This window comes from Bacillota bacterium (assembly GCA_040754315.1).
In the GTDB taxonomy this organism is placed as follows: domain Bacteria; phylum Bacillota; class Sulfobacillia; order DUSP01; family JBFMCS01; genus JBFMCS01.
On sequence record JBFMCS010000041.1, the window covers coordinates 94,637 to 114,541 of the forward strand.

General features: G+C 58.5%; 19 protein-coding genes, 1 rRNA gene and 1 other annotated feature. Of the genes, 2 read left to right on the forward strand and 18 right to left on the reverse strand.

Features of this window, described 5'->3' with window-relative positions:
• The 6 genes from glmU to AB1576_08515 all read right to left on the reverse strand — a co-directional run bounded on the left by glmU (position 1) and on the right by AB1576_08515 (position 6,988).
• On the reverse strand, positions 1-1,398 hold the full coding sequence (glmU, locus tag AB1576_08490) for a bifunctional UDP-N-acetylglucosamine diphosphorylase/glucosamine-1-phosphate N-acetyltransferase GlmU (GenBank protein MEW6081794.1): 1,398 nt from the start codon (positions 1,396-1,398) through the stop codon (positions 1-3).
• 57 nt (positions 1,399-1,455) lie between these two features.
• A complete protein-coding gene (gene purR / locus AB1576_08495; GenBank protein MEW6081795.1) occupies positions 1,456-2,280 on the reverse strand; it encodes a pur operon repressor in 825 nt (274 codons plus the stop codon).
• Positions 2,281-2,337: 57 nt separating this feature from the next.
• Entirely contained in the window at positions 2,338-3,090 is a 753-nt protein-coding gene (locus AB1576_08500; GenBank protein ID MEW6081796.1) for an NTP transferase domain-containing protein, read from the reverse strand.
• A 28-nt stretch (positions 3,091-3,118) separates the two neighbouring features.
• Positions 3,119-3,979: a 4-(cytidine 5'-diphospho)-2-C-methyl-D-erythritol kinase gene (ispE, locus tag AB1576_08505; GenBank protein MEW6081797.1), complete on the reverse strand. Its 861-nt coding sequence runs from the start codon at positions 3,977-3,979 to the stop codon at positions 3,119-3,121.
• A gap of 76 nt (positions 3,980-4,055) precedes the next feature.
• Entirely contained in the window at positions 4,056-6,695 is a 2,640-nt protein-coding gene (cphA, locus tag AB1576_08510) for a cyanophycin synthetase (GenBank protein ID MEW6081798.1), read from the reverse strand.
• A 182-nt stretch (positions 6,696-6,877) separates the two neighbouring features.
• Positions 6,878-6,988: an aldehyde ferredoxin oxidoreductase N-terminal domain-containing protein gene (locus AB1576_08515; GenBank protein MEW6081799.1), complete on the reverse strand. Its 111-nt coding sequence runs from the start codon at positions 6,986-6,988 to the stop codon at positions 6,878-6,880.
• Between the two features lie 437 nt (positions 6,989-7,425).
• Here AB1576_08515 and AB1576_08520 point away from each other — a divergent pair, with 437 nt between their 5' ends.
• Positions 7,426-7,695: a hypothetical protein gene (locus AB1576_08520; protein MEW6081800.1), complete on the forward strand. Its 270-nt coding sequence runs from the start codon at positions 7,426-7,428 to the stop codon at positions 7,693-7,695.
• Here AB1576_08520 and AB1576_08525 read toward each other — a convergent pair.
• The 7 genes from AB1576_08525 to metG all read right to left on the reverse strand — a co-directional run bounded on the left by AB1576_08525 (position 7,675) and on the right by metG (position 15,550).
• Positions 7,675-8,499, reverse strand: coding sequence for a cyanophycinase (locus AB1576_08525; GenBank protein MEW6081801.1), 825 nt, complete (start codon positions 8,497-8,499; stop codon positions 7,675-7,677). The genes AB1576_08520 and AB1576_08525 overlap by 21 nt on opposite strands.
• A gap of 69 nt (positions 8,500-8,568) precedes the next feature.
• On the reverse strand, positions 8,569-9,570 hold the full coding sequence (locus tag AB1576_08530; GenBank protein MEW6081802.1) for a hypothetical protein: 1,002 nt from the start codon (positions 9,568-9,570) through the stop codon (positions 8,569-8,571).
• A gap of 1,045 nt (positions 9,571-10,615) precedes the next feature.
• Positions 10,616-10,894 (reverse strand): Veg family protein, encoded by a 279-nt coding sequence (locus AB1576_08535; protein ID MEW6081803.1) that lies wholly within the window; start codon positions 10,892-10,894, stop codon positions 10,616-10,618.
• A gap of 533 nt (positions 10,895-11,427) precedes the next feature.
• A complete protein-coding gene (locus tag AB1576_08540) occupies positions 11,428-11,898 on the reverse strand; it encodes a ribonuclease H-like YkuK family protein (GenBank protein ID MEW6081804.1) in 471 nt (156 codons plus the stop codon).
• A gap of 49 nt (positions 11,899-11,947) precedes the next feature.
• The gene (gene rsmA / locus AB1576_08545) at positions 11,948-12,823 is read right to left on the reverse strand and encodes a 16S rRNA (adenine(1518)-N(6)/adenine(1519)-N(6))-dimethyltransferase RsmA (GenBank protein MEW6081805.1); all 876 of its coding nucleotides are present in this window, start codon (positions 12,821-12,823) and stop codon (positions 11,948-11,950) included.
• A 43-nt stretch (positions 12,824-12,866) separates the two neighbouring features.
• Positions 12,867-13,676, reverse strand: a complete 810-nt coding sequence (locus AB1576_08550; protein ID MEW6081806.1) for a TatD family hydrolase — start codon at positions 13,674-13,676, stop codon at positions 12,867-12,869.
• Complete coding sequence (metG, locus tag AB1576_08555) at positions 13,673-15,550, reverse strand: methionine--tRNA ligase (GenBank protein ID MEW6081807.1); 1,878 nt, start codon at positions 15,548-15,550, stop codon at positions 13,673-13,675. The genes AB1576_08550 and metG overlap by 4 nt, the downstream gene beginning before the upstream one ends.
• A 36-nt stretch (positions 15,551-15,586) precedes the next feature.
• Positions 15,587-15,826, reverse strand: a binding site (T-box leader).
• 216 nt (positions 15,827-16,042) lie between these two features.
• Here metG and AB1576_08560 point away from each other — a divergent pair.
• On the forward strand, positions 16,043-16,291 hold the full coding sequence (locus AB1576_08560; GenBank protein ID MEW6081808.1) for an AbrB/MazE/SpoVT family DNA-binding domain-containing protein: 249 nt from the start codon (positions 16,043-16,045) through the stop codon (positions 16,289-16,291).
• Between the two features lie 124 nt (positions 16,292-16,415).
• On the opposite strand, the gene rsmI is transcribed toward AB1576_08560, so the two are convergent.
• The 5 genes from rsmI to rrf form a co-directional block, all read right to left on the reverse strand.
• Positions 16,416-17,234 carry a 16S rRNA (cytidine(1402)-2'-O)-methyltransferase gene (gene rsmI / locus AB1576_08565; protein ID MEW6081809.1) on the reverse strand — a complete coding sequence of 273 codons (819 nt, stop codon included), beginning with the start codon at positions 17,232-17,234 and terminating at the stop codon, positions 16,416-16,418.
• Positions 17,234-18,031, reverse strand: coding sequence for a stage 0 sporulation family protein (locus AB1576_08570; GenBank protein MEW6081810.1), 798 nt, complete (start codon positions 18,029-18,031; stop codon positions 17,234-17,236). Before AB1576_08570 ends, rsmI begins: the two co-directional genes overlap by 1 nt.
• Positions 18,032-18,045: 14 nt before the next feature.
• Positions 18,046-19,035 carry an AAA family ATPase gene (locus AB1576_08575; protein ID MEW6081811.1) on the reverse strand — a complete coding sequence of 330 codons (990 nt, stop codon included), beginning with the start codon at positions 19,033-19,035 and terminating at the stop codon, positions 18,046-18,048.
• Positions 19,032-19,670, reverse strand: coding sequence for a dTMP kinase (gene tmk / locus AB1576_08580; GenBank protein ID MEW6081812.1), 639 nt, complete (start codon positions 19,668-19,670; stop codon positions 19,032-19,034). Before tmk ends, AB1576_08575 begins: the two co-directional genes overlap by 4 nt.
• A gap of 133 nt (positions 19,671-19,803) precedes the next feature.
• Positions 19,804-19,905, reverse strand: a 5S ribosomal RNA gene (rrf, locus tag AB1576_08585); the annotation flags it as partial.

Here is a 19,905-nt window from a genome sequence, read left to right on the forward strand (position 1 = left end):
TTACCCCTCCTCTCCCTTCTGCTCCTCCGGCAGGGCCCGGTTCTTCTCTACCCAGCCGCGTTTGTTCTCCTGACGGCTACGCTCTATCCCTAGCGCCCCCGAGGGCACATCCGTGGAAATGGTAGAACCCGCGGCTACATATGCCCCCTTTCCAATGGTCAAAGGGGCCACCAGGTTCGAATTGCACCCCAGGAATGCCCCGTCCTCCACAACAGTCCTGTGCTTCTTCGCGCCATCATAGTTCACCGTGATTACCCCAGCACCCACATTCACGCCCTCCCCTAAAAGGGCATCTCCCACATAGGAGTGGTGGTGGATCTTTGAGCCCTCTCCCACCGACGCGTTCTTCACCTCAGCGAAATTCCCCACCTGAACCTGGGCGCCTATGACACAGCCGGGCCTGACGTGAGCGTAGGGCCCTATCCTTGCATCATCGTGGATAACACTGTGTTCTACCACGGACTGGCAAATCACAACCCTCTTGCCCACCGTCGCATCGCGAAGATGAGCGCCGGGGCCAATGGTACACCCCTCCCCAATGATGGTGTTCCCCTCTAGAATGCTGAAAGGCCCAATCACCGTGTCCTGGCCGACCCGGGCTCTCTCATCTATGTAGACGGCCTGGGGGTCCACAAGGGTGACGCCGGCGTCCAAGAGCCGTTCCGCAACCCTCTCCCTGGCCATGCCCTCAGCCCTCGCCAGGTCCCGGCGGCTGTTCACCCCCAGTACCCGTTCTGGTTCCGACGCCCGGACCGCCGCCACCTTCCGGCTCTCCCTGGCCATCAGCGTGACTACCTTGGGCAGCTGGTATTCAGCCTTGACGTTGTCCGGCGTAAGCCTTCTCAGCGCCGGGAATAGGTCCTTGCAGTTGAAGCAGAGGGCACCTGCCACCACCTCTCTCACTGCCAGCTGTGCTTCGCTAGCATCCAGGTGCTCAACCACGTCGCGCACCTCACCGGATTCGTCCCTGATTACCCGGCCGTACCCGGTGGGGTCCTCCGCCAGCGCTGTGACAAGGGTGACGCTGGCACTGGTGTCCCGGTGCTCGTTCACCAAGGCAATGATGTCCTCGGCCTCCAGCAGGGGTGTATCGCCGTACAGGATGACCACGTCTGCCTCCTTCCCCTCAAGGTAAGGGGCAGACACCAGCACTGCATGCCCTGTACCCAACTGTTCTTCTTGGTGTATTATCTCGACCCCCGAAAGCACCGTGGTGATCTCGGAGGATCCCTGTCCAACCACGACCAGGGGGCGGGCAATCCCGGCGCCCTGAGCGGCGCTGACAACTCGCTCCAGCATGGTACGCCCGAGAACCCGGTGAAGAACCTTGGGAAGCCTGGACTTCATCCTTGTGCCTCGCCCTGCGGCCAGGATGACCGCAGCCAACTCTCTGTCCATGGTAGAGCCCCTTTCCGTCATGGTCCACATGGTATTATACCACAGGTTTCCCTCTCCTTAGGATCCTCGGGGATAGGGCGCTGGTTTTATGGAAACCCTCTTGGATACTTCATCGATGCCGAGCAATATTGCCAGGGATGTGAAGCCTGACACCAGCTTCTCCCGGGGCTCCTCCGTTTCCACCAGCACACCCGTGCCGACAACGGATGCCCCAAACTCTCCCATGAGATCCACAATGCCCCGGGCTGTTCCCCCTGCTTTCATGAAGTCATCAATGGCCAGGACCTTCACTCCCGGCTGCAGGGCGCGGCGAGGCAGGGACATGGTCTGGATCCTGTGGCTGGAACCCGAAACGTAGTTGATGCTCAGGGCGGACCCCTCTGTGACCCTGTGGTCTCGCCTGACCACCACCAGTGGAAGCCCCATGGACCTGGCTGTCATCATAGCCAGCGGTATCCCCTTGGTCTCAACAGTAACCACAACATCCGGGGACGCCCCCCAGAAGCGGGTGGCGAATATCTCACCCAAGTCCTGCGCCCAGCTCGGATGGAAGATGATATCCGCCATGTAAAGGAACCCCCCGGGCAGTATCCGGGAGGGGTCACTGAGAGTGCGGCATAGGCGTTCCAGGGTATCATGGGTGTCCTGGGGTTCGACGCAGGGGAGGTACCGGACACCCCCCGTCGCTCCTGTGAGTGTCTCAATCTTGCCCATGGCCATGGACCCGAAGGCCTGTTTCATCAGGGCCAGATCCTCGCTAATGGTGGACTTGGCCGCGTCGAGCATCTGGGTGAAGAAACCCAGGGGAAAGAACGAAGCGGGCCTGTTAACCAGGGTTCTCGTAATGGCAGCTACCCGCTGGCTCCGTCGCAATCTGCCCACCTGAGACCCACCCCCTAAGTGAGTTGCGTGGATAGGTACAAACCTTTCTAGACGTCGTCACCTTGACCTCAGCGCCCCCATGGCTACCTCTAGGTCTGAGGGCTTATCCACATCCATGCCGATCTCCGGATCCCAACAGACCACAGCCCGGGCCGTTATGTGAAATACCTGGGATACCCGCTTCTCCAAGGACGGGATGTCGAGGCGCCCGAGGAGCAGGCCCAAGAGAAACCTCCAGCCCAGGAGCCGGGCCAAAGCCACAGGCTTCTTCCTGTCTTGGGCCAGCCTTTCGGCCACCGCCCGGAAGTCCTCTAGGATTGAAGGGTCTATGACAACGATGTTGCCTCCCGTGACCCCTCCCTCTTTCAGTCGCACGTACGTCCTTCGTGCGCTAGGGAAGCGAGCCTCAATCGCAGGGCGGGGCACAACGGAGTAGAAGAACTGGCCCTCTCGTTCGGAGCATCTTTCCAGGAACTCGTCTATCATTCCTCCCGATACCAGTGGAATATCACTGGTGACTACCAGGGCGCGGGCATCGCCAGGCAGGGCTTTCACACCCCGGGAAAGGTTCTCCACGAGCCCATCGCCGGAGGGAACAAGCTGGCCGCCCACCCTGGATACCTCAGGCTCCAGGACCGCGGGACCAACCACAACAATTGTGCCCACGTGCCTCGCTTCCTGGAGTCCGTCCAGGACATAGGAGATCATGGGCCGCCCATTTATGTCAATGAGGGCCTCCCATGCCTCGGGGCTCTTCTCCGCCAAGGCCTTGTTGGGGCTCCCTGCGAGCACCACAGCTCCATACTCCATGCTCACGTCCCTTCCTTCCATGCCTCACTCAAAGGCTCCGGGATACACCTATGTAGCGAAGGGTCTCGCGTTCCTCGATTCTCACCCTGGCTTCCTCTGCCGCGCCAGAGGTACGGAAGATCCCGAACACGCAGGGACCGCTCCCGGACATGCAGGCCCCCAAGGCGCCTTCCTGCATCATGGCATCCCTCAATCGCGGCACCGAGGGGAGGATTCCGGCTACGGCCATCTCCAAGGCATTCCCCAAGTTCAGGCCAAGGGTCTCGAGGTCCCCGCGTTCCAGGGCCTGGATGCAGGCGTTGATGCAGGGACGCTCAGATTTGGACCCGTGATCCCAAGCCTCGTACGCCCACCTAGCGCTGACCTCCCCTGGAGGGCAGGCTAGGAGGAGCCAGAGCGGAGTGGCGGGCTTCAGTGGTGTGAGCGTTTCTCCCTTGCCTGTGGCCAGGGCGCAAGTAAGTCCAGAGAGGCAAAAGGGGATATCGGAGCCAACTGTCTCCCCGATGAGTGACATCTCCCGCGGGGAGACTGGCAGGTTCCACAAGTCCACTATGGCTTTTATCACTGCGGCGGCGTCAGCGCTGCCTCCAGCGAGGCCCGCAGCCATGGGGATGGCCTTCTCCAGGGAGATCTCTACCCCGGAGATAGCAGGGAAGTGGCGCAACAGGGCAGCCGCTGCCCGGCATGCCAGGTTCTCAGGTCCTGCTGGCGTTCCTCCTGGATCAGTGAGGGTTACACCAGAAGATGCCTTCTTCACGCTCACGGTGTCGTGCAGCCCCACCCGGAGCACTAGGGATTCTATGCTGTGATAGCCGTCCGCGCGGCGAGCCACGACATCCAGCGTGAGGTTAACCTTGGCGTGTGCCCTGACGGCAAGCGCGTTCTTCAATGGGTCCCCTCCCGGGATGGAGAAGACTCGGTTCCCGGGAATCTTCTCGCCTCGTGCCCTTGGCTCCTGCTGCAGTCTAGAATATGGCGACGGGCCGATCCTTCCGGGCATCGGTTATTGCCGTTCTCACCGACTCAATGGCCCACATCGCCACGCTGTATTTCTCGTAGAACACTGCCACCACGTCGCCGGCACCAGCTAACACCAGGCCACGTCGAACTGCCTGCCCCTCGTCCGGGACCACATCAATGCACTCGAGGGCCATGCCTTCGCTGCGGGCCCCCCTTACCAGGAGCCTCGCTATCTCCCCAGCCTGCCTGCCCCTGAGGTCAGTGTCCTCCTTGAAGACCACCCGGTGACAATGGCGGGCACTGGCAGCTCCCACAGCCTCAATGTCTTCGTTGCGCCTGTCGCCGGGGCATGTGACAACACCGATCAGCCTCCCTGTGGCCATTTGCCGTGCTGTGGGTAGGACCGTTTCCAGTGCATGGCTGTTATGACCGTAGTCCAGGAGCACCCGGAAGTCTCCCACGGCGATGAGATTGAACCTGCCAGGGTTGAGGTGGTCGTCGCAGGTGAACGTGCATAGCCCCTTTCGAATGACGTAGGGAGGGAAGCCCATAGCCAGGACGGCGCCCGCCGCGGAGAGGCAGTTCTCCACGTTGTGCTTGGCCATGCCCTGCAGAGTGCAGGGAACCTCCTTCAATCGTATCAGGTTCCATTCCTTGCCCTTCTCACCCACAACGATGACCCCGTCGCGGAGAAAGAGGGCAGTGTGGCCTTGAGCGGTGTGACGCTTGACCGTGAGATTGTCGGGCTGGATGGAGAAGTAGACTGGGGTAGCCCTGATCCTCATGGCCATTGTCACACATGAGGGGTCATCCGCATTAAGCACAACGAAACCCTGGGAGCGGGCGCTCTCCGCCACAAGCCCTTTGACCCAGGCTAGGTCCTCAAGGGTCTCTATCCCGTCGAGCCCAAGGTGATCAGATGCGACATTGGTCACCACCGCTACGTCACACCAGTCAAAAGCCAAGCCTCCATGGATGATGCCCCCCCGGGCGGTTTCGAGAACCGCCATCTCACATGAGGGGTCTCTCAGTACTAGGCGGGCGCTCCAGGGGCCCGCGTTGTCCCCAGCCAGCAGCCTTCTGCCTCCAAGGTACACCCCATCCGTTATGGCCATGCCCACATTGTAGCCTTCAATCCCAGCGATGTATGAGATGAGCCTACAGGTGGTGGTCTTCCCATTGGTGCCGGTCACAGCGGCGATGGGGATCCGGGACCTGCTTCCAGGGGGAAATAGGTGTTCCACGATGTCAGAGGCCACATCCCGGGATTTCCCTGCCCAGGGGTGAAGGTGCATCCGAAGCCCGGGGGCCGCGTTCACCTCTATAATGGCCCCGCCGCACTCCTCCAGGGGCTTCTTCACATCCTGGGCAACGAAGTCCACCCCAGCTACATCCAGGCCCATCGCCTGCACTGCCCTGAGCATGATCCAGGCGTTGTGCGGGTGGAGATCGTCAGTGGCGTCCAGGGCAATCCCTCCTGTGCTGAGGTTCGCATTCTCCCTGAGGTAGACCAGTTCCCCCAGGGCAGGAGTGTACCCTAGTCCCTTCTTCTGCCGGGCGAGGACCATGAGTACCACCGGGTCCACCCTGATCTTGGTCAGGGGCTTCTCATGGCCCTCTCCCCTGAGGGGGTCTTCGTTGGCTATTTGGATCAGCTGCTTCAGGGTGTGAACGCCGTCACCTGTGACGTGAGCGGGGAGCCTCTGGCTGCAGGCAACTACTCTGTGGCCCACCACGAGGGCCCTGTAGTGATTGCCGTCAACGTACTTCTCCACGAGCACCTTCCGGTTGAACCTTGATGCCAGGTTATAGGCGGACCGTATTTCCGCCTCTTCCTGCAGGTTAAGGGTGACGCCGCGCCCTTGGTTGCCGTCTAGGGGTTTCACAGCGACAGGGCACCCGATGGCCTTGGCTACCTCAAGGGCCTCGTGCTCGCTCAAGGCCAGGTCTCCGGGAGGAACTGGCAGGCCTGCATCTGCCAGTAGTCTCTTGCTGAGCGCCTTGTCCCTGCAAAGGTCTACTCCCACACAGCTGGTATTCTGGGTTATGGTAGCCTCTACGCGCTTGGCGTACTTGCCGTAGCCCAGTTGGAGGAGGCTCTGGCCATCCAAGCGCATTACCGGTATATCCCGGGCTTCCGCGGCCATGGCTATTGCGGCGGTACTAGGCCCCAGCTCGGTTATGGCAGCAATACGCTGGGCCTTCTTCACCACCATGTCTACGGGGCACGCTTTACCTCTTGCGAGATCGGCCACCATCTTCACGGCGGCCTCCCCGATAAACATGGCAGCCTCCCGTGCAGTGTATTCAAAAACCACCTGGTATGTAGAGGGCGGCGCGATCTGGCGAGTCTTGCCGTAACGGGTGGGCATGCCTGCCATTGCCTGGATTTCTAAGGCCACGTGCTCCACAACATGGCCTAGAAGAGTCCCTTCCTGTAGCCTCTTTAGGAAGCCTCCTGGCCTTCCTAGGCTGCAGTGATGGCTCCTGAGTTGAGGCAGTGCCTGGACCAAACGTTCGGTGAAGCCGCTGATCTTGTTGGTGGGCCGATCCACGAATTCTCCAATGTCAATTACCATCTCCACAACGGGCCTGTGGCTATGGAGGTTGCGTCCTCCGAATGCCCTAATGCGGATGAGGCGCATGGGCTTTCCTCCTATGGGTTGCTGGCGCCCAATAGGGTTTCCTCGTGAGTGAGTGGCTATACGTGGTTTCCATGCCGTGGCTGGTCAGGAAGAATGGCCCTAATGCCAGAACCGGGTCAATGTTCGAGGTAAGCATAATCACCACACGAAAGTAGAGTGAAGAATTCGAGGGAGGTCTTGGCTCACAGGTGAGAGGCATCCCTGATCTCCACCTGGTCATCCCGGATAAACAAGTCCACAGGGTTCCTCGAGCGCCCCTTGATGGCAATGCCGTCATAACCGGTGAACTTCAATTCCGGCTGGCGCGGTGCGGGATTGGGGCCGCTATGGGTTCAAAGAACCTGAAAGCCATAGCCGTACGGGGTGGCGGGAGGTCCAGGTTCAGATGAGAAGGCAATGACGGCCATCGCTGGCAAGCCAGAGGGTCTTCTCGTGAATAACCGCTCGTCCTGCGCCTCGTGCGACTGGGGCACCTTAGGGGCGCTCCCGGCTCTCCAGGCACGTAGGATACTGTTAACTCGGAACTTCGCTCTAAGGCAGTTCGAAACATGGGAAAGGCTGGCTCCTGAAACCGTGAAGACAGAGGAGGGCAGGGATAGGTGGGGGTGCTACGCCTGCTAAGTCCGTTGCAGGAAGACAGCCCAGGCGCCTGTGTCCCTTCGGAAAAGGGACGAGGCTGCTTCGGTTCAAGACAGCCGCGAGACAACGATCCCAGCGGCGTCAGGAGGGGATGGCCCTGTTACGACTGGCTGCCCCAGCGCCTGCTGCCAGGCCCCGAGGACCTAACAAGGGGACACCCGGGATACCCGCCGCTAACCTCAGGCAAGCCTTGCGGCTGTACTGCTCCATGAGGGGCTGGATCCGGGCACCGGAAGCCCGGTACTGCCTAGATGGAGGAGGTGGGCCTGGAGTGGGCTGTGGAGCCAGGGAGCCCTGGGAAAGGGGACTGAGGCCTCAGGGCTTCGGGCCAGACCGCCGGCTACTTGTGGGTGCCGTATGAGCCCTGGGGCACGATGGCCTTGCGTTTCCTAAGATCGAACCCGTAACCGGAGGGCAGGATGTGGAGAGCCACACTAGTAATGGCCAAGGGCTCCTCTGGGGCTTGTTCAGAGGTGTTGCTGTGGTCGATGGAATGGCCGTCAACGATGGTGACCGCTTGAGATCCGATGACCTGGAGGATGCCCTCAGGGGATACCACGGCAGCAGTATCCTCGTCCACACCTAAACCAAGGACGTGAGGGTTCTCTGCGATGGCACCGAGAAGCCGGCCGATACGGCCCCGCTGTGCGAAGTGCTGGTCTACAACTACATCTTTAAGGAACCCCATGCCAGGAGCCATCTTGGTGGTACACTTGCGGGGGGCCTCATCCCCGAGGCCCTCCACGATCATGGTATCGCTCATTACCGAGGCCCCGGCGCTGGTTCCAGCGATAACGGCTCCTAGGCGGTGAGAGGTGTGCAGCGCGCCGTAAAGGGGTGTTCCCCCAAGAAGGCTTGTGATCCTCAACTGGTCGCCTCCCGTGAAGAAGATGCCAGTGGCATCCTCGAGCAGCCTGATGTACTGGGGTTCCAGGGCGTCTCTCCGGCAGGCAATATTTATGGGCCACGCGTGTTCGCAACCCAGTGACTCGAAGATCTCCACGTACTCCCTGGAAGCTGAAGAGGGGTTTGAGGATGCCGCAGCAATGATGGCGATCCTGGCCTTGTCCTCGCCGGCAAGACGAACTACCTCGGCCAGGATATTCATGCCTCCTCCTTTGTCCTCAGCCCCCCCAATGATTACCAGTGCCCCTGCGCGAGTCATGGAATTCCCCCTGGCTGTAGTCTGGCCAGGGCTAAGAACCTCTATGTTAGGTCTCCTAGACTGGCCCGCCTAGATGGTCACCTTCAGCATGTTCATCACATGACCTATCTTCCCTGCTATGCTGGCCTTGTCTGATCCTGCTGACACCAAGCCCAAGGCTTCTCTCCTCAAAGAGACCAGGAGAGAACCACTGTCGCCCGGTTGAGCCATGGGGGTGGTTACTATCTGATCAGTGAAAACAGCGCTGCCCACATCTCCCATCAGTACCTTCAGCGTAGCGCCTACGACCTTTACCTCCCCTGCAGATACCCCAGATGTGCGGCCACTCTTAATGACCCTCTCCCCTAGAGTAGCCTCTCTCGCGGAAGTGACCTCTCCGATATCCATGATCTCGGGGGATATGATCTCGGGAGACACGGGCCGGGCCACCGCGGCATCCACCAGGTTCTCGCCCTTGACGCTCCGGTACAGGCGAATGTGGTAGTTGGGCTTGGCTATTCCAAGGGCCCAGTTCACGGCCCGCTCTACACGCTTGGCGACCGAACACGTAGCAGCCTCCCCCGCACGGTAGACAGGGACGAAGCGCTCGAGATAAGCCACGGTGTCCTCAGAGGCCCCGCCGTCAACCCTCCCGGGTTGGTAGATGGGATCCCCCTTTCTTGACCTGCCATCCCTACCATCGGTGATGTTGGCCAAGACGTGATTGTTGGAAAGGATTAGGGGGACCTGGGTCTTCTCGTCCTTTACCACAGCACCAAAGGTCCCTGCGGTTACCAGGTGATGCCCGATGCTCACGCCAGGTACGGCTGGCCTCACCCGGGTGAGGCGCGAAAGGAGGACGATTTCCCCCACTTCAAGTACGTCCGTGTGAACGCTGTTGATCTGTCTAGGAATGGCCTGGCTCCTGGGAATACTGTCAATGGGTACCTTCTTTGTAACCAGGACAACTACTGCCAAGCGGCCTGTGGAACGTCCGGCTGTCTCTTTGAAGCCAACCCCCACCCCCACCACATTATCTTTACTCAAGACGTATGCTCCGTAAGAGGACACGAAGCGCATTAGGCGTTCCAAAGGGTTTCCCTCCTTGCCACGGCGATTCCGGTTGTCACGTGGCTGTACACACCATAATATGCGGGTGGAATGCTGCTGGTGTCCGGAGGGATGAGTGAAGACACCTGCACCGAGGCCATGTAAGGGACGAAATGCGAGGGGATCAGCCATCGGGATGCTTGGCAAGGGTCCTTCTGAAAGACCGGTCTGCCATGGTCAATGATGTTGGGAGTAAAGCGGTAAGGATAGCGTATGGCCTCAGACGTGGGCTAGCCTGGTAACAGAAATCTCACCCTTGGGCACAAAGCCTCGGGTTTGCTGTCCTGTTGGCAAGGTCAGCATGGTGTGAAGATGTAGCGACTAGTCTGGTAGGCGTGTCTTATGATAACCCCCATGTACCGGCCCGGCTCAAGCACCCTGTGACATAGCCCGAAGGCCGCTTCCATACAGCCCAGCTAGGATTCGTAGGAGACCATGCTGGCCAGCCAGGTCTTTGTCCTGCTCTGGCCTCATGTCATAGTCAGCCCGGCGTTTTGGCGTGGCCTCCATGGCGGTCGTCGCACATGGTCCTCTGCAAGTGTGCAGGTTGTGGGGGAACCATGGCTGTGCATTGGACGCATCACTCGAGGTTCTTCATGACCTCAAGGCGGCGTCCCTCAACCATCTCTGCCAGACGGTGGTTTCTTTGCCGGAGCTGTCACACACTTGTGATAGACTTGATCCCACGCGGGCTTATCTATCCCCAGAGACGGCCGGGGGGCTACATAGCATGGCGCCTATCGGCGCCTATCAAAGTCGCGCCAACACCGGCAAATGGGTGAGGGACGCTTCCACCGGGATTGGTGAAGAAGTGGGCGCCGTGCTCATTAAGGAGGGAATGCCCGGACTCGCTTGGATAGGAGGTCATCAATAAATCTCCGTTTCCGGTGGGCTCACATCCCAGGGACGGAGGCCGGCGCAACACCGATCCCCGCCCGAGGCCCGGACGAGGCCTCCACCATGGCGACCTGATCTGCTGTGAGGGCTTGGAAAGGGCGAGGCAGTAATCTCGTGCCCCGCCCACGCTTTAGGTCACGTCAGCCACACCGGTCTCTTGCAGGGCCTCGCCAGCCAGGGTTAACTCTACGGTGCGGGTGAGGATGTCGGTATAACTATAGGAGACCCTGCGTCCCAGGAAACGGTCATCGTCTAGTTTAACCACGAATATGCTGGGGTACGTCTGCTCGAGAACGCCCATTCGCTCAACCACACGCTTCCTGCCCTTGTTGGCTCGTATCATAATACGCTGACCAACGTGCCCGTCAAGCCCGCTTTTTATCTTGGCTATGGCATTGCTGCCTGACATTGGTCACACACCCCTTTGAGATCGACCCTCACTGTCAATAATTGTACCATCAATTTAGTCACTTGTCAATTTGAATAGATTATGATATAGGAGTATCTGCTGGCTGTCAATAGAAAATTCGCCCGAGCCATTTGCGTTCCAGAAGATCGGCAGGCTGAGCATGGATGTAGTTAAGGGAAAAGGCTTTGACCCCATGGGATAGTGCATCGTGGGCTTTTTTCATCATGGATGGCGGGCAGTCTCGGGAAATCGACCTCAGGAAAACCAGGGTTATCCCTGCCCTCGTTGCCGAAGTGATGTTTAGCGATAGAACCCCTGAGAGGAGGGAGGAGCGCCCATGGCATTATACCACAGGGGCGGTAACATAGGGGCGGCTCCTTGGGTGGGAGGAGACTTAGGAAATTGGGGACCTGGAGCGGCTTAGGCTGGTGGTGGAGCACATGCTCGGAGCACCCGCCTCGCCCGCCCTTAACCGAACACCGGCAGACAGAGGGGTTATGAGGTCTCGGGCGGTGGATACGGGGCTTTCGTTCCTACTTCGTGTGCTTGTCAGCGACCTTCGAGGCACCGTAGGATTCCGGTTTGATTCTTGCGTCGAAGCCGCTGCCCATCACCATTCCAACGATTTCCCGGACAATATCCTTGGTGTCGCCTTTTTCTCCTACGTCCAAGTGTATCTCCAGCCCAGCCAGGTCCGCATGGCTATGGGCCATCTTCTCCGCGAGGCGTCCTGCAACCCCCAGGCTCAGCGAAGCCTCGTAGAACATCCGCTGTCTGAGGCTTATCATCTTGCGGTCTCGCTTCTTGGTGTAGTAGTAGCGGGCGCCTTTGCCCAGGCGGTGGATGATAACGGCGGTTACGAAGGTGACCTCATCCTTGTTATGGGAGTCCGTACCCACGATTACCTTATAGGTGCTTCCTGGACTCTCATTCATGTACTCCATGAGGTCCTTGAACATTCCTTCAAAAGACAGGGAACCCTTGGTCGGGCTGATAAACACCAATCTGAAGTCACCTCGAATTGAGTGTAGCACAAGGAATCACATTTCGCCATTAAGGCCTATGTTTAAGGCTCCTGTACGCTGCCGCCAGGAGGGCAAACTCACTGGCGCTAAGGGTTTCGCCACGTCTTGCAGAATCAATCCCGGCATATGCCAGGAGTTCCGCGGTGCCCTGGCGGTCCATTTCCAGACTCTTAAGGGCACTGGCCAGCGTCTTCCTCCGTTGCCGGAAGGCGGCGTTGACCAGAGAGTAGAAATCACTGGCGCACTGGCCGTAGAGGGGCCTTGCCAGTGGGTGCATAATCACAAGGGATGAATAGACCTCAGGGCGAGGCCAGAATGCGCCAGGAGGGACGGAAAATGCCAGCCTGGCCTCTGCTACTGCCTGGGCTGCCACGCTCAAACCACCATAGTTCTTTGTGCCGGGAAAAGCCACAACGCGCTCTGCAACCTCTCGCTGGAGCATAACGGTGATGCTCTCCCACGCGAGGATGTTGTGGATGATCTGGTACAGCAGGTCCGATGAGAGGTAGTAGGGGAGATTAGATACAAACTTGACCTTGTACAGCCCCATCTGGGCGGCGTGATGGCGGGCAATCGCCGCCAGGTCCTCCTTGGTCGCGTCGGCCTGAATGATACTCACTCTCTGGCACGAGTAAAACAGTTCGTCCAAGAGGCGACACAGGCCCCGGTCATACTCTAGGGCCAGGACCCAGGCGCCTCGCCTGGCCATCGCTTGGGTAAGCGCTCCGGCTCCGGGCCCCACCTCCAAGATTAGTTCGCCTGGATTGGGAGAAACCTCATCTACTATCTTCCTGAGTATGTTGGCATCCACCAGGAAGTTCTGGCCAAGCTTGGGGTTGGGACTGAGACCATGCTTGGCCAGGGCGGCTCTGAGAACACTTAGTGATGTCATGCTTGCATCCACGGTGGACCTCCTTGTATTGTCCGCCGGCCGGGTTCTTTCGCCCTCAATCGCTAAGGGGCCGGCTGCCGACCCTTTCCGCTCCATTCAAGAACAGCGAGCCGAAGAGTTCCCTGGAGTTCTGCGCGACTGCCTCGGCCATCCTGTCCATGCTTACCCCCTTTATTGCAGCGCATTCCCGTACCACATGGTAAACAAAGGCTGGCTCGTTTCGCTTCCCCCGAATGGCCTGGGGAGCAAGAAACGGGCAGTCTGTTTCAACAAGCAGGCGATCCAGCGGCACAAACCTGACAATATCCCTGAGACGGTCAGACTTAGGATACGTGATTGGGCCTGCGATGGATAAGTAGAAACCCAGATGCAGGGCCTCGCGGGCATTCTCCACGTTCCCTGAGAAGCAATGCATTACCCCGCGCCTGGCTCCCTCCTCTCCCATGATGGCCACGGCCTCCCTGTAGGCGTCCCGGCAGTGTACCACCACGGGGAGGTCCATTTCCACCCCAAGCCTCAACTGCTCGCGAAACGCTCTTTCCTGTTCCTGCCGGGGAGACAGGTTCCGGTGGAAATCCAGTCCTGTCTCTCCTATGGCCACCACCTCAGGCTCCTGGGCGAGGGCACGCAAGGATGAAGGGTCGCTCCAGCGAGCTGCATCATGAGGGTGGATCCCAACACATGCCCACACTCCCGGGTTAGCCCTCGCCAGAGCTAGGGCCTTGCGGGAAGACTCGAGCCCGATCCCCACCTCTAGTACGGCCGCCAGCCCGGAGGCCCACGCCCGTTCCAGCACCTGCTGGCGGTCGGAAGCGAACGAATTCATGTGCAGGTGCGCGTGGGTATCCACCAGCACAGGTCTCATAAGACCTTGGACCCCAATTCTGTTGGCCGGTCCACGGTTAGGAGCTTGTCCCCCTTCCCATCGCAAGCCGCCAGGATCATCCCCTTGGAACGCACTCCACGGATCTTGGCCTCCTCAAGATTGGCGACTATTATGACAAACCTTCCTGCAAGGTCTTCCGGGGAGTAGTCCTCCGCAATGCCGGAAACCACCTGCCTTCGCTCGTAGCCCAGGTCCAGATCTATCTTTAAGAGTTTGTCCGTACCCTTTACCCTCTCGGCGCTGAGGACTCGCGCTACACGGAGGTCCAGTCGCTGGAATTCCTCAATGGATATGGTTGAATACTGGTTTTCTTCGTCACTGGACACTTCAATGCGAGGGAACAGTGGTTCACCCTTGGCTACCGGGGTGCCAGGTTGCAGGAGGCCCCAGCGCCCCAGGGTTTCCCAGGAGGAGTCCCGTGGACTTCCCTGGACCCCCAGCTGCAGCCAAATCCTCTCTGGGGTTTCCATCATGAACGGCGTCAGGAGCGTCGCCGAAATCCTCAGGACCTCTAGGACATTATAGATGACCTCGCCAGCCCGATCTTTCCTTCCCTGCTTAGCCAGGGCCCATGGAGCCTCTTCGTCCAGGTACTTGTTCCCCCGCGCCACCAAGCGCCACACAGCGGCCAGAGCATTGGAGAGTTCGAGGCGTTCCATAGCCTCCTGGAAATCCTTGATGACCTCAACCACAAGCGCCGCGAACCCATCGTCCGGTCCTGAGGTGGGCACAACGTTCCCAAAGTTCTTCTCCAGGAGAACCAGGGACCGGTTCAGGAGGTTTCCCAGGTCATTGGCGAGGTCGGTGTTGACCCGCTGTATGAGATTATCCTCCGAGTAGAAGCCGTCCGCACCAAAGGGGATTTCCCTCAGTAGGAAGTAGCGCACTGCATCTACTCCATACTTCTCTATCAGCACCAGAGGGTCAATCACGTTTCCTTTGGACTTAGACATCTTGCCCCCTTCAAACACAAGCCATCCGTGGCCGAATACCCTTTTGGGCAATGGTACATCCAGGGCCATCAGGATTATTGGCCAGATGACCGTATGGAACCTGACGATCTCCTTGGCCATGAGGTGGACGTCTGCGGGCCAGTACTTGGGGACTTCGCTCTCAAGTGGGTAGCCTAAGGCCGTGAGGTAATTGGCCAGGGCGTCAAACCAGACGTAGATGACGTGCTTTTGGTCCCCGGGGACTGGTATACCCCACTTGAACGTAGTCCTTGAAACGCAGAGGTCTTCCAGGCCACCCTTAATGAATCTAATCATCTCATTGCGCCTGGAGGCGGGTTGAATGAAGTCCGGGTTCCCCTCTATGTGCTTCAGGAGCCGGTCCTGGTACCGGGAGAGGCGGAAGAAGTAACTTTCTTCTTTCAGGAGCTCCACTGGACGCCCACAATCTGGATTGGGGCACTTCCCATCCACTAACTGGCGTTCGAGCCAGAAGGTCTCGCAGGGAACACAGTACCAGCCCTCATACTCGGACTTGTAGATGTCTCCCTTGTCTTGAATCCGGCGGAAAATCTCCTGTACCGCATTCTTGTGCCGGGCCTCCGTAGTCCTGATGAAGTCATCATAGGAAATGCCTAGCCGTTCCCAGAGACGCTTGATGCCCACCACTATGCCGTCGACAAACTCTTGAGGGGTCTTCCCCGCGGCTTGCGCCTTTCGCTCGATCTTCTGCCCGTGCTCGTCGGTGCCCGTCAGGAAACGGGTGTCGTAGCCCTGAAGCCTCTTGAACCTGGCAATGGCGTCTGCGGCTACAGTGGTGTACGCGTGGCCGATATGAAGGCTGTCACTGGGGTAGTAGATTGGTGTGGTAATGTAGAAGGTTCCTTTTGATGCGGTTGGCATGGCTTACCCTCCTCAGAGAAAAACAAAATGCCCCCTTTCAGGGGCGACGAGAATCGCGGTTCCACCCTAGTTCTCCAAGAGCCTCGCGGCTTATGGACTCCGTGGGTGCCTGCGCCAGCACCCATGCGGTAACGGGCACACCCGGCGTGACTTACTCCTCCACTTCAGCCACGCACTCAGGGACCATGTTCACCACCCGCTGGCACACCGGCTTTCACCTGTCCCGGCTCTCTGATTGACCGCAGAATGGCTACTCATCCCCGTCATCGTTTTCTTCTTCTGGGACTGCCTAGAATATATGGTAAGCCTGGTATCTTTGTCAAGCCGATTACTGTAAAAGGGTCTATGCTCGTATTGGGTGGAGTTTTTTCATTCCATCTCAAATCTATACCCTATTATTGCACTCAGGCTGTTGACTTTTTCTGGTATATCTGGTACTGTTTAGACGTAATGTTTGTCGAATTTTGTAGAAGAGAGGTGTGACCGGAGATGATGAAGAGCACTGGGATCGTAAGGAAGGTAGACGAGTTGGGTAGAGTGGTGATCCCCATTGAGCTACGCCGGACGCTGGACATCGAGGAGAAGGATTCACTGGAGATTTATGTGGATGGTGACAAGATCATCCTTCGCAAGTACGAACCTGCCTGTGTATTTTGTGGTAATGCCCAGAACGTGGAGCATTTTCGCGGCAAGAACGTCTGCCGGGGCTGCATACAGACCATGGCAAGCAAGGCGGTGTAGAAAGAGGCTTTCCCCTTCAATTTGCTTCAAACAAGACTAGACAGTACGAAGTTCAATTCGACTAATGAGGGGAGCCTGGAGGCGGGCTCTCTTCTTTCTGGTCACCAGGCTTGTTGGAGAACCGTTACGAGTGGGCTAGACGGTAGACACGCTTCCTGGGCACTCCCAGGGCCTTCGCAGTGGCGATGATCGACTCACGTGAAGAAAACCCCTGAACCCTGAAATCCTTTATGTACTCCTGTATCTCACTGTCAGTGACCTCCGTTTTTCCCGTAAACCCGGAGACTACAAGGACATATTCACCCCTAGGCTCTGTGAGCCCAGCCAGTACTCCCGTTAATGGACCTCGAAGGATTTCCTCATATGCCTTTGTGATCTCTCTTGCCACGGCACACTTCCGATTCCCCAGTTCGTGAACCATGTCTTCCAGGCACTCCCTGACTCGGTGGGGGGCTTCATAGAACACCAATGTGCTCTCTAGGGATGCCAGCCGGCGCAGGTGGGCCCTGCGTTTGGCAGAGGTCCTGGGGAGAAAACCCTCGAAGTGGAAGGGAACTGTAGGGAGGCCGGAGATTACCAAAGCCGCCAGGAGGGCGCTGGGTCCTGGAATTACCCGGACCTCCACCCCCTGATCCAGGGCAAGAGACACAAGCCTTGCACCGGGGTCCGATATTCCTGGCATCCCTGCGTCCGTAACCAGGGCCACCGTCTTCCCTGCCTTAATGATATCGATCAAGGCCGGACCTTGACGGTGGCTGTTCTCCTCCCTGTAGCTGATAAGCCTGGCGGTTATGCCATACTTCTTTAGAAGACCCCTTGTGTGCCTCAGGTTCTCTGCAGCAACAGCGTCAGCACCCCTCAGGACTTCCACTCCCCTGAAGGTCATGTCGTCGAGGTTTCCTATAGGGGTTCCCACGAGGAACAGTAACCCGGCAGCATTCACTAACCCTTGGCCCTCACTTCCCCGACAGGGAAATCTGTGGTCCCATCTTCCAGTTGCACCGTAACCTGGTTCCTCAACACGTTCACTAAGGTAACCTTGCCTGCACCCTTGGGAGTGATGACGATCTGGCCTACGCTGGGCATGGACGCCCGGGCAGCCTCATAGTGGTCGAACTCAAATCGAAGGCAACACATCAGCCGTCCACATACGCCGGATATCTTCGAGGGGTTGAGAGATAGGTTCTGATCCTTGGCCATTCTAATGGATACAGGCTCAAAGTCATCTAGAAAGCTGGAACAGCAGAATTCGCGGCCACAAGGGCCCAGTCCTCCCAGCATCTTGGCTTCGTCCCTCACACCGATCTGGCGTAGTTCAATGCGGGTGCGGAATACTCCAGCTAGGTCCTTCACCAGATCCCTGAAGTCAACCCGTCCTTCCGCGGTAAAGTAGAAGATTATCTTGCTGCGATCAAAGGTATACTCGACATCTACCAGGTACATATCCAGGCCGTGCGCCTCAACCTTCTTCCGGCATATCTCAAGGGCTTCCCTCTCCTTCTCCTGGTTCTTGGCTACCTGTTCCATATCCTGACTGGTTGCCTTCCGCAGGGCACGTTTCAACGGGGCAACGATCTGGTCCTCGGTCACCTCCCTGGGACCCACGACTACCTCGCCGATTTCGGTGCCCCTGGCAGTCTCAACAATCGCCCAGTCGCCGACCTCCAAGGGAATGTCCTGGGGATCGAAATAGTAAATCTTGCCGACCTTCTTAAATCGTACTCCAATCACACGCACCATCTAAGGGTCCTCCTTCACGAGTTTGCCCGTCTGCCATCTGCCAGCCGCATTATCATGACATCAAGAGCCAGCCGCCGGTTGGCGTTCCGGCAAATCCAAGTTCGGGCTTCCTGCACTACCTTGATGCATTCGCACAGGTGCTCCGGGCTAACCCCGGCCACCAGACCCTCCAGAAAACTGCCAGTATCTCCATCTAGGAGGTCTCTGGGCCGTGCTAGCTTCAGTACCATTGCGTCCCGGTATATCCCTGCTATGGCGTCAAGGGCGTCCTCCAGGTCCTCTCTTGATCGCTCCAGTTCCCCAGCCAACTCCAGGGCACGGGTGGGGGTGGCTTCAAGGGCCTCTTTTGCCACTCTCATGCATTTGTCTTTGAACTCAGCGTAATGGGGGGAGTCCGCCAGGACCAGGGCCTGGCCCAGAAGGCCCCTGGATGCTGTGGCGAGGGTCTTCGCCTCTTCCCGTGTCTTCCCCAGGCTCACTAGATGGTCCTCTATGTCACCCAGTGCCGCATGGCGAAAGGGTACGACCTGGCACCTGGAGAGTACGGTTGCCGGAAGGCTTTTGGCATCTGCGCATACTAGAATGAAGATGCAGTGCCCGGGTGGGTCTTCCAGGATCTTAAGCACGCTGTTACACGCCTCCACCGTGAGGCTTCCCGCATCATCAATGATGTACACCTTCCGGGCGCTCTCCTGCGGTTTCAGCCAGGCATCGTGTTGCAGGCTCCTCATGGCATCTATGCCCAGGCTCGATTTCTCTTTGAACACCTTTACATCGGGGTGAGAGGAGGCATCTACCCTCATGCAGGATGGGCAATGGGCGCAGCCCTCAGGATCTTCTGGGCAGACCAGGGCCCTGGCGAAACTCATAGCTGCAGTGCTCTTGCCGGTTCCGCCGGGACCCACAAACAGGTAGGAATGGACCATGCGGTTCTTCCTGATGCTGTGCCTCAGCAACCTGCTAGCGCAAGGCTGACCCACCAAGTTCTTCAGGGACACCGTCATCGGACCTCGCCCCCCAGTTCCTTGCCCAGCAGGCTTTCCACGGCCCTGAGCACCCTTGCGTGCACCTCTCTCACCGATGAAGTCGCGTCTATGACCCTGAGCCTCCCAGGCTCGTCCGCCGCCAGGGCCAGGAAGCCTTCCCGCACCCTCCTGTGGAACTGTAAGCCCCTGCCCTCGATCCTGTCTAGAGGCCTGGATACTATGCGTTCCCTGAAGACTATTTCCGGGGAAATATCAAGGATCAGTGTCAGGTCCGGGGTCAAACCCCCGGTGGCAATTTCGGCTAGTGCCCGGGTCATGTTCAAGGCAACGCCTGAACCATAGGATTGGTAGGCAATGCTGGAATGATAGAAACGCTCTACTAGTACAACCTGCCCCTCTTCCAGCGCAGGCCTGATCACCCGAGACACCAGCTGGGCTCGGGCTGCAGCGTACATCAGAGCCTCCGTCACCGGGTCTGCCTGGCTCACGGGGTCCAGGAGTATGTTGCGGATCCTCTCCCCTAGCGCGGTGCCTCCGGGCTCGCGCGTCCTCGTAACTGGAAAGCCCCTTCTCTCAAGCTCCTCATGAAGCAGGCAAATCTGAGTTGTTTTACCTCCTCCGTCCGGCCCGTCAAGCGAGATGAATGTGCCCATGACAGCCTCCCTGATGGGTGTTCCCCGTATCATTCTTCAACCCGGCGATCTATTCCTTTCATCGTTTAATCAGCCAGCAGCCTCAATGGCACAGCCCCCGTTAGAGTATGTAACGGGGGCTGTTAGAAAGGCATTCCGGCGGCGACCTACTCTCCCGGGCGGCGACCCGCCGAGTACCATGGGCGCAGGAGGGCTTAACTTCCGTGTTCGGGATGGGAACGGGTGTGGCCCCTCC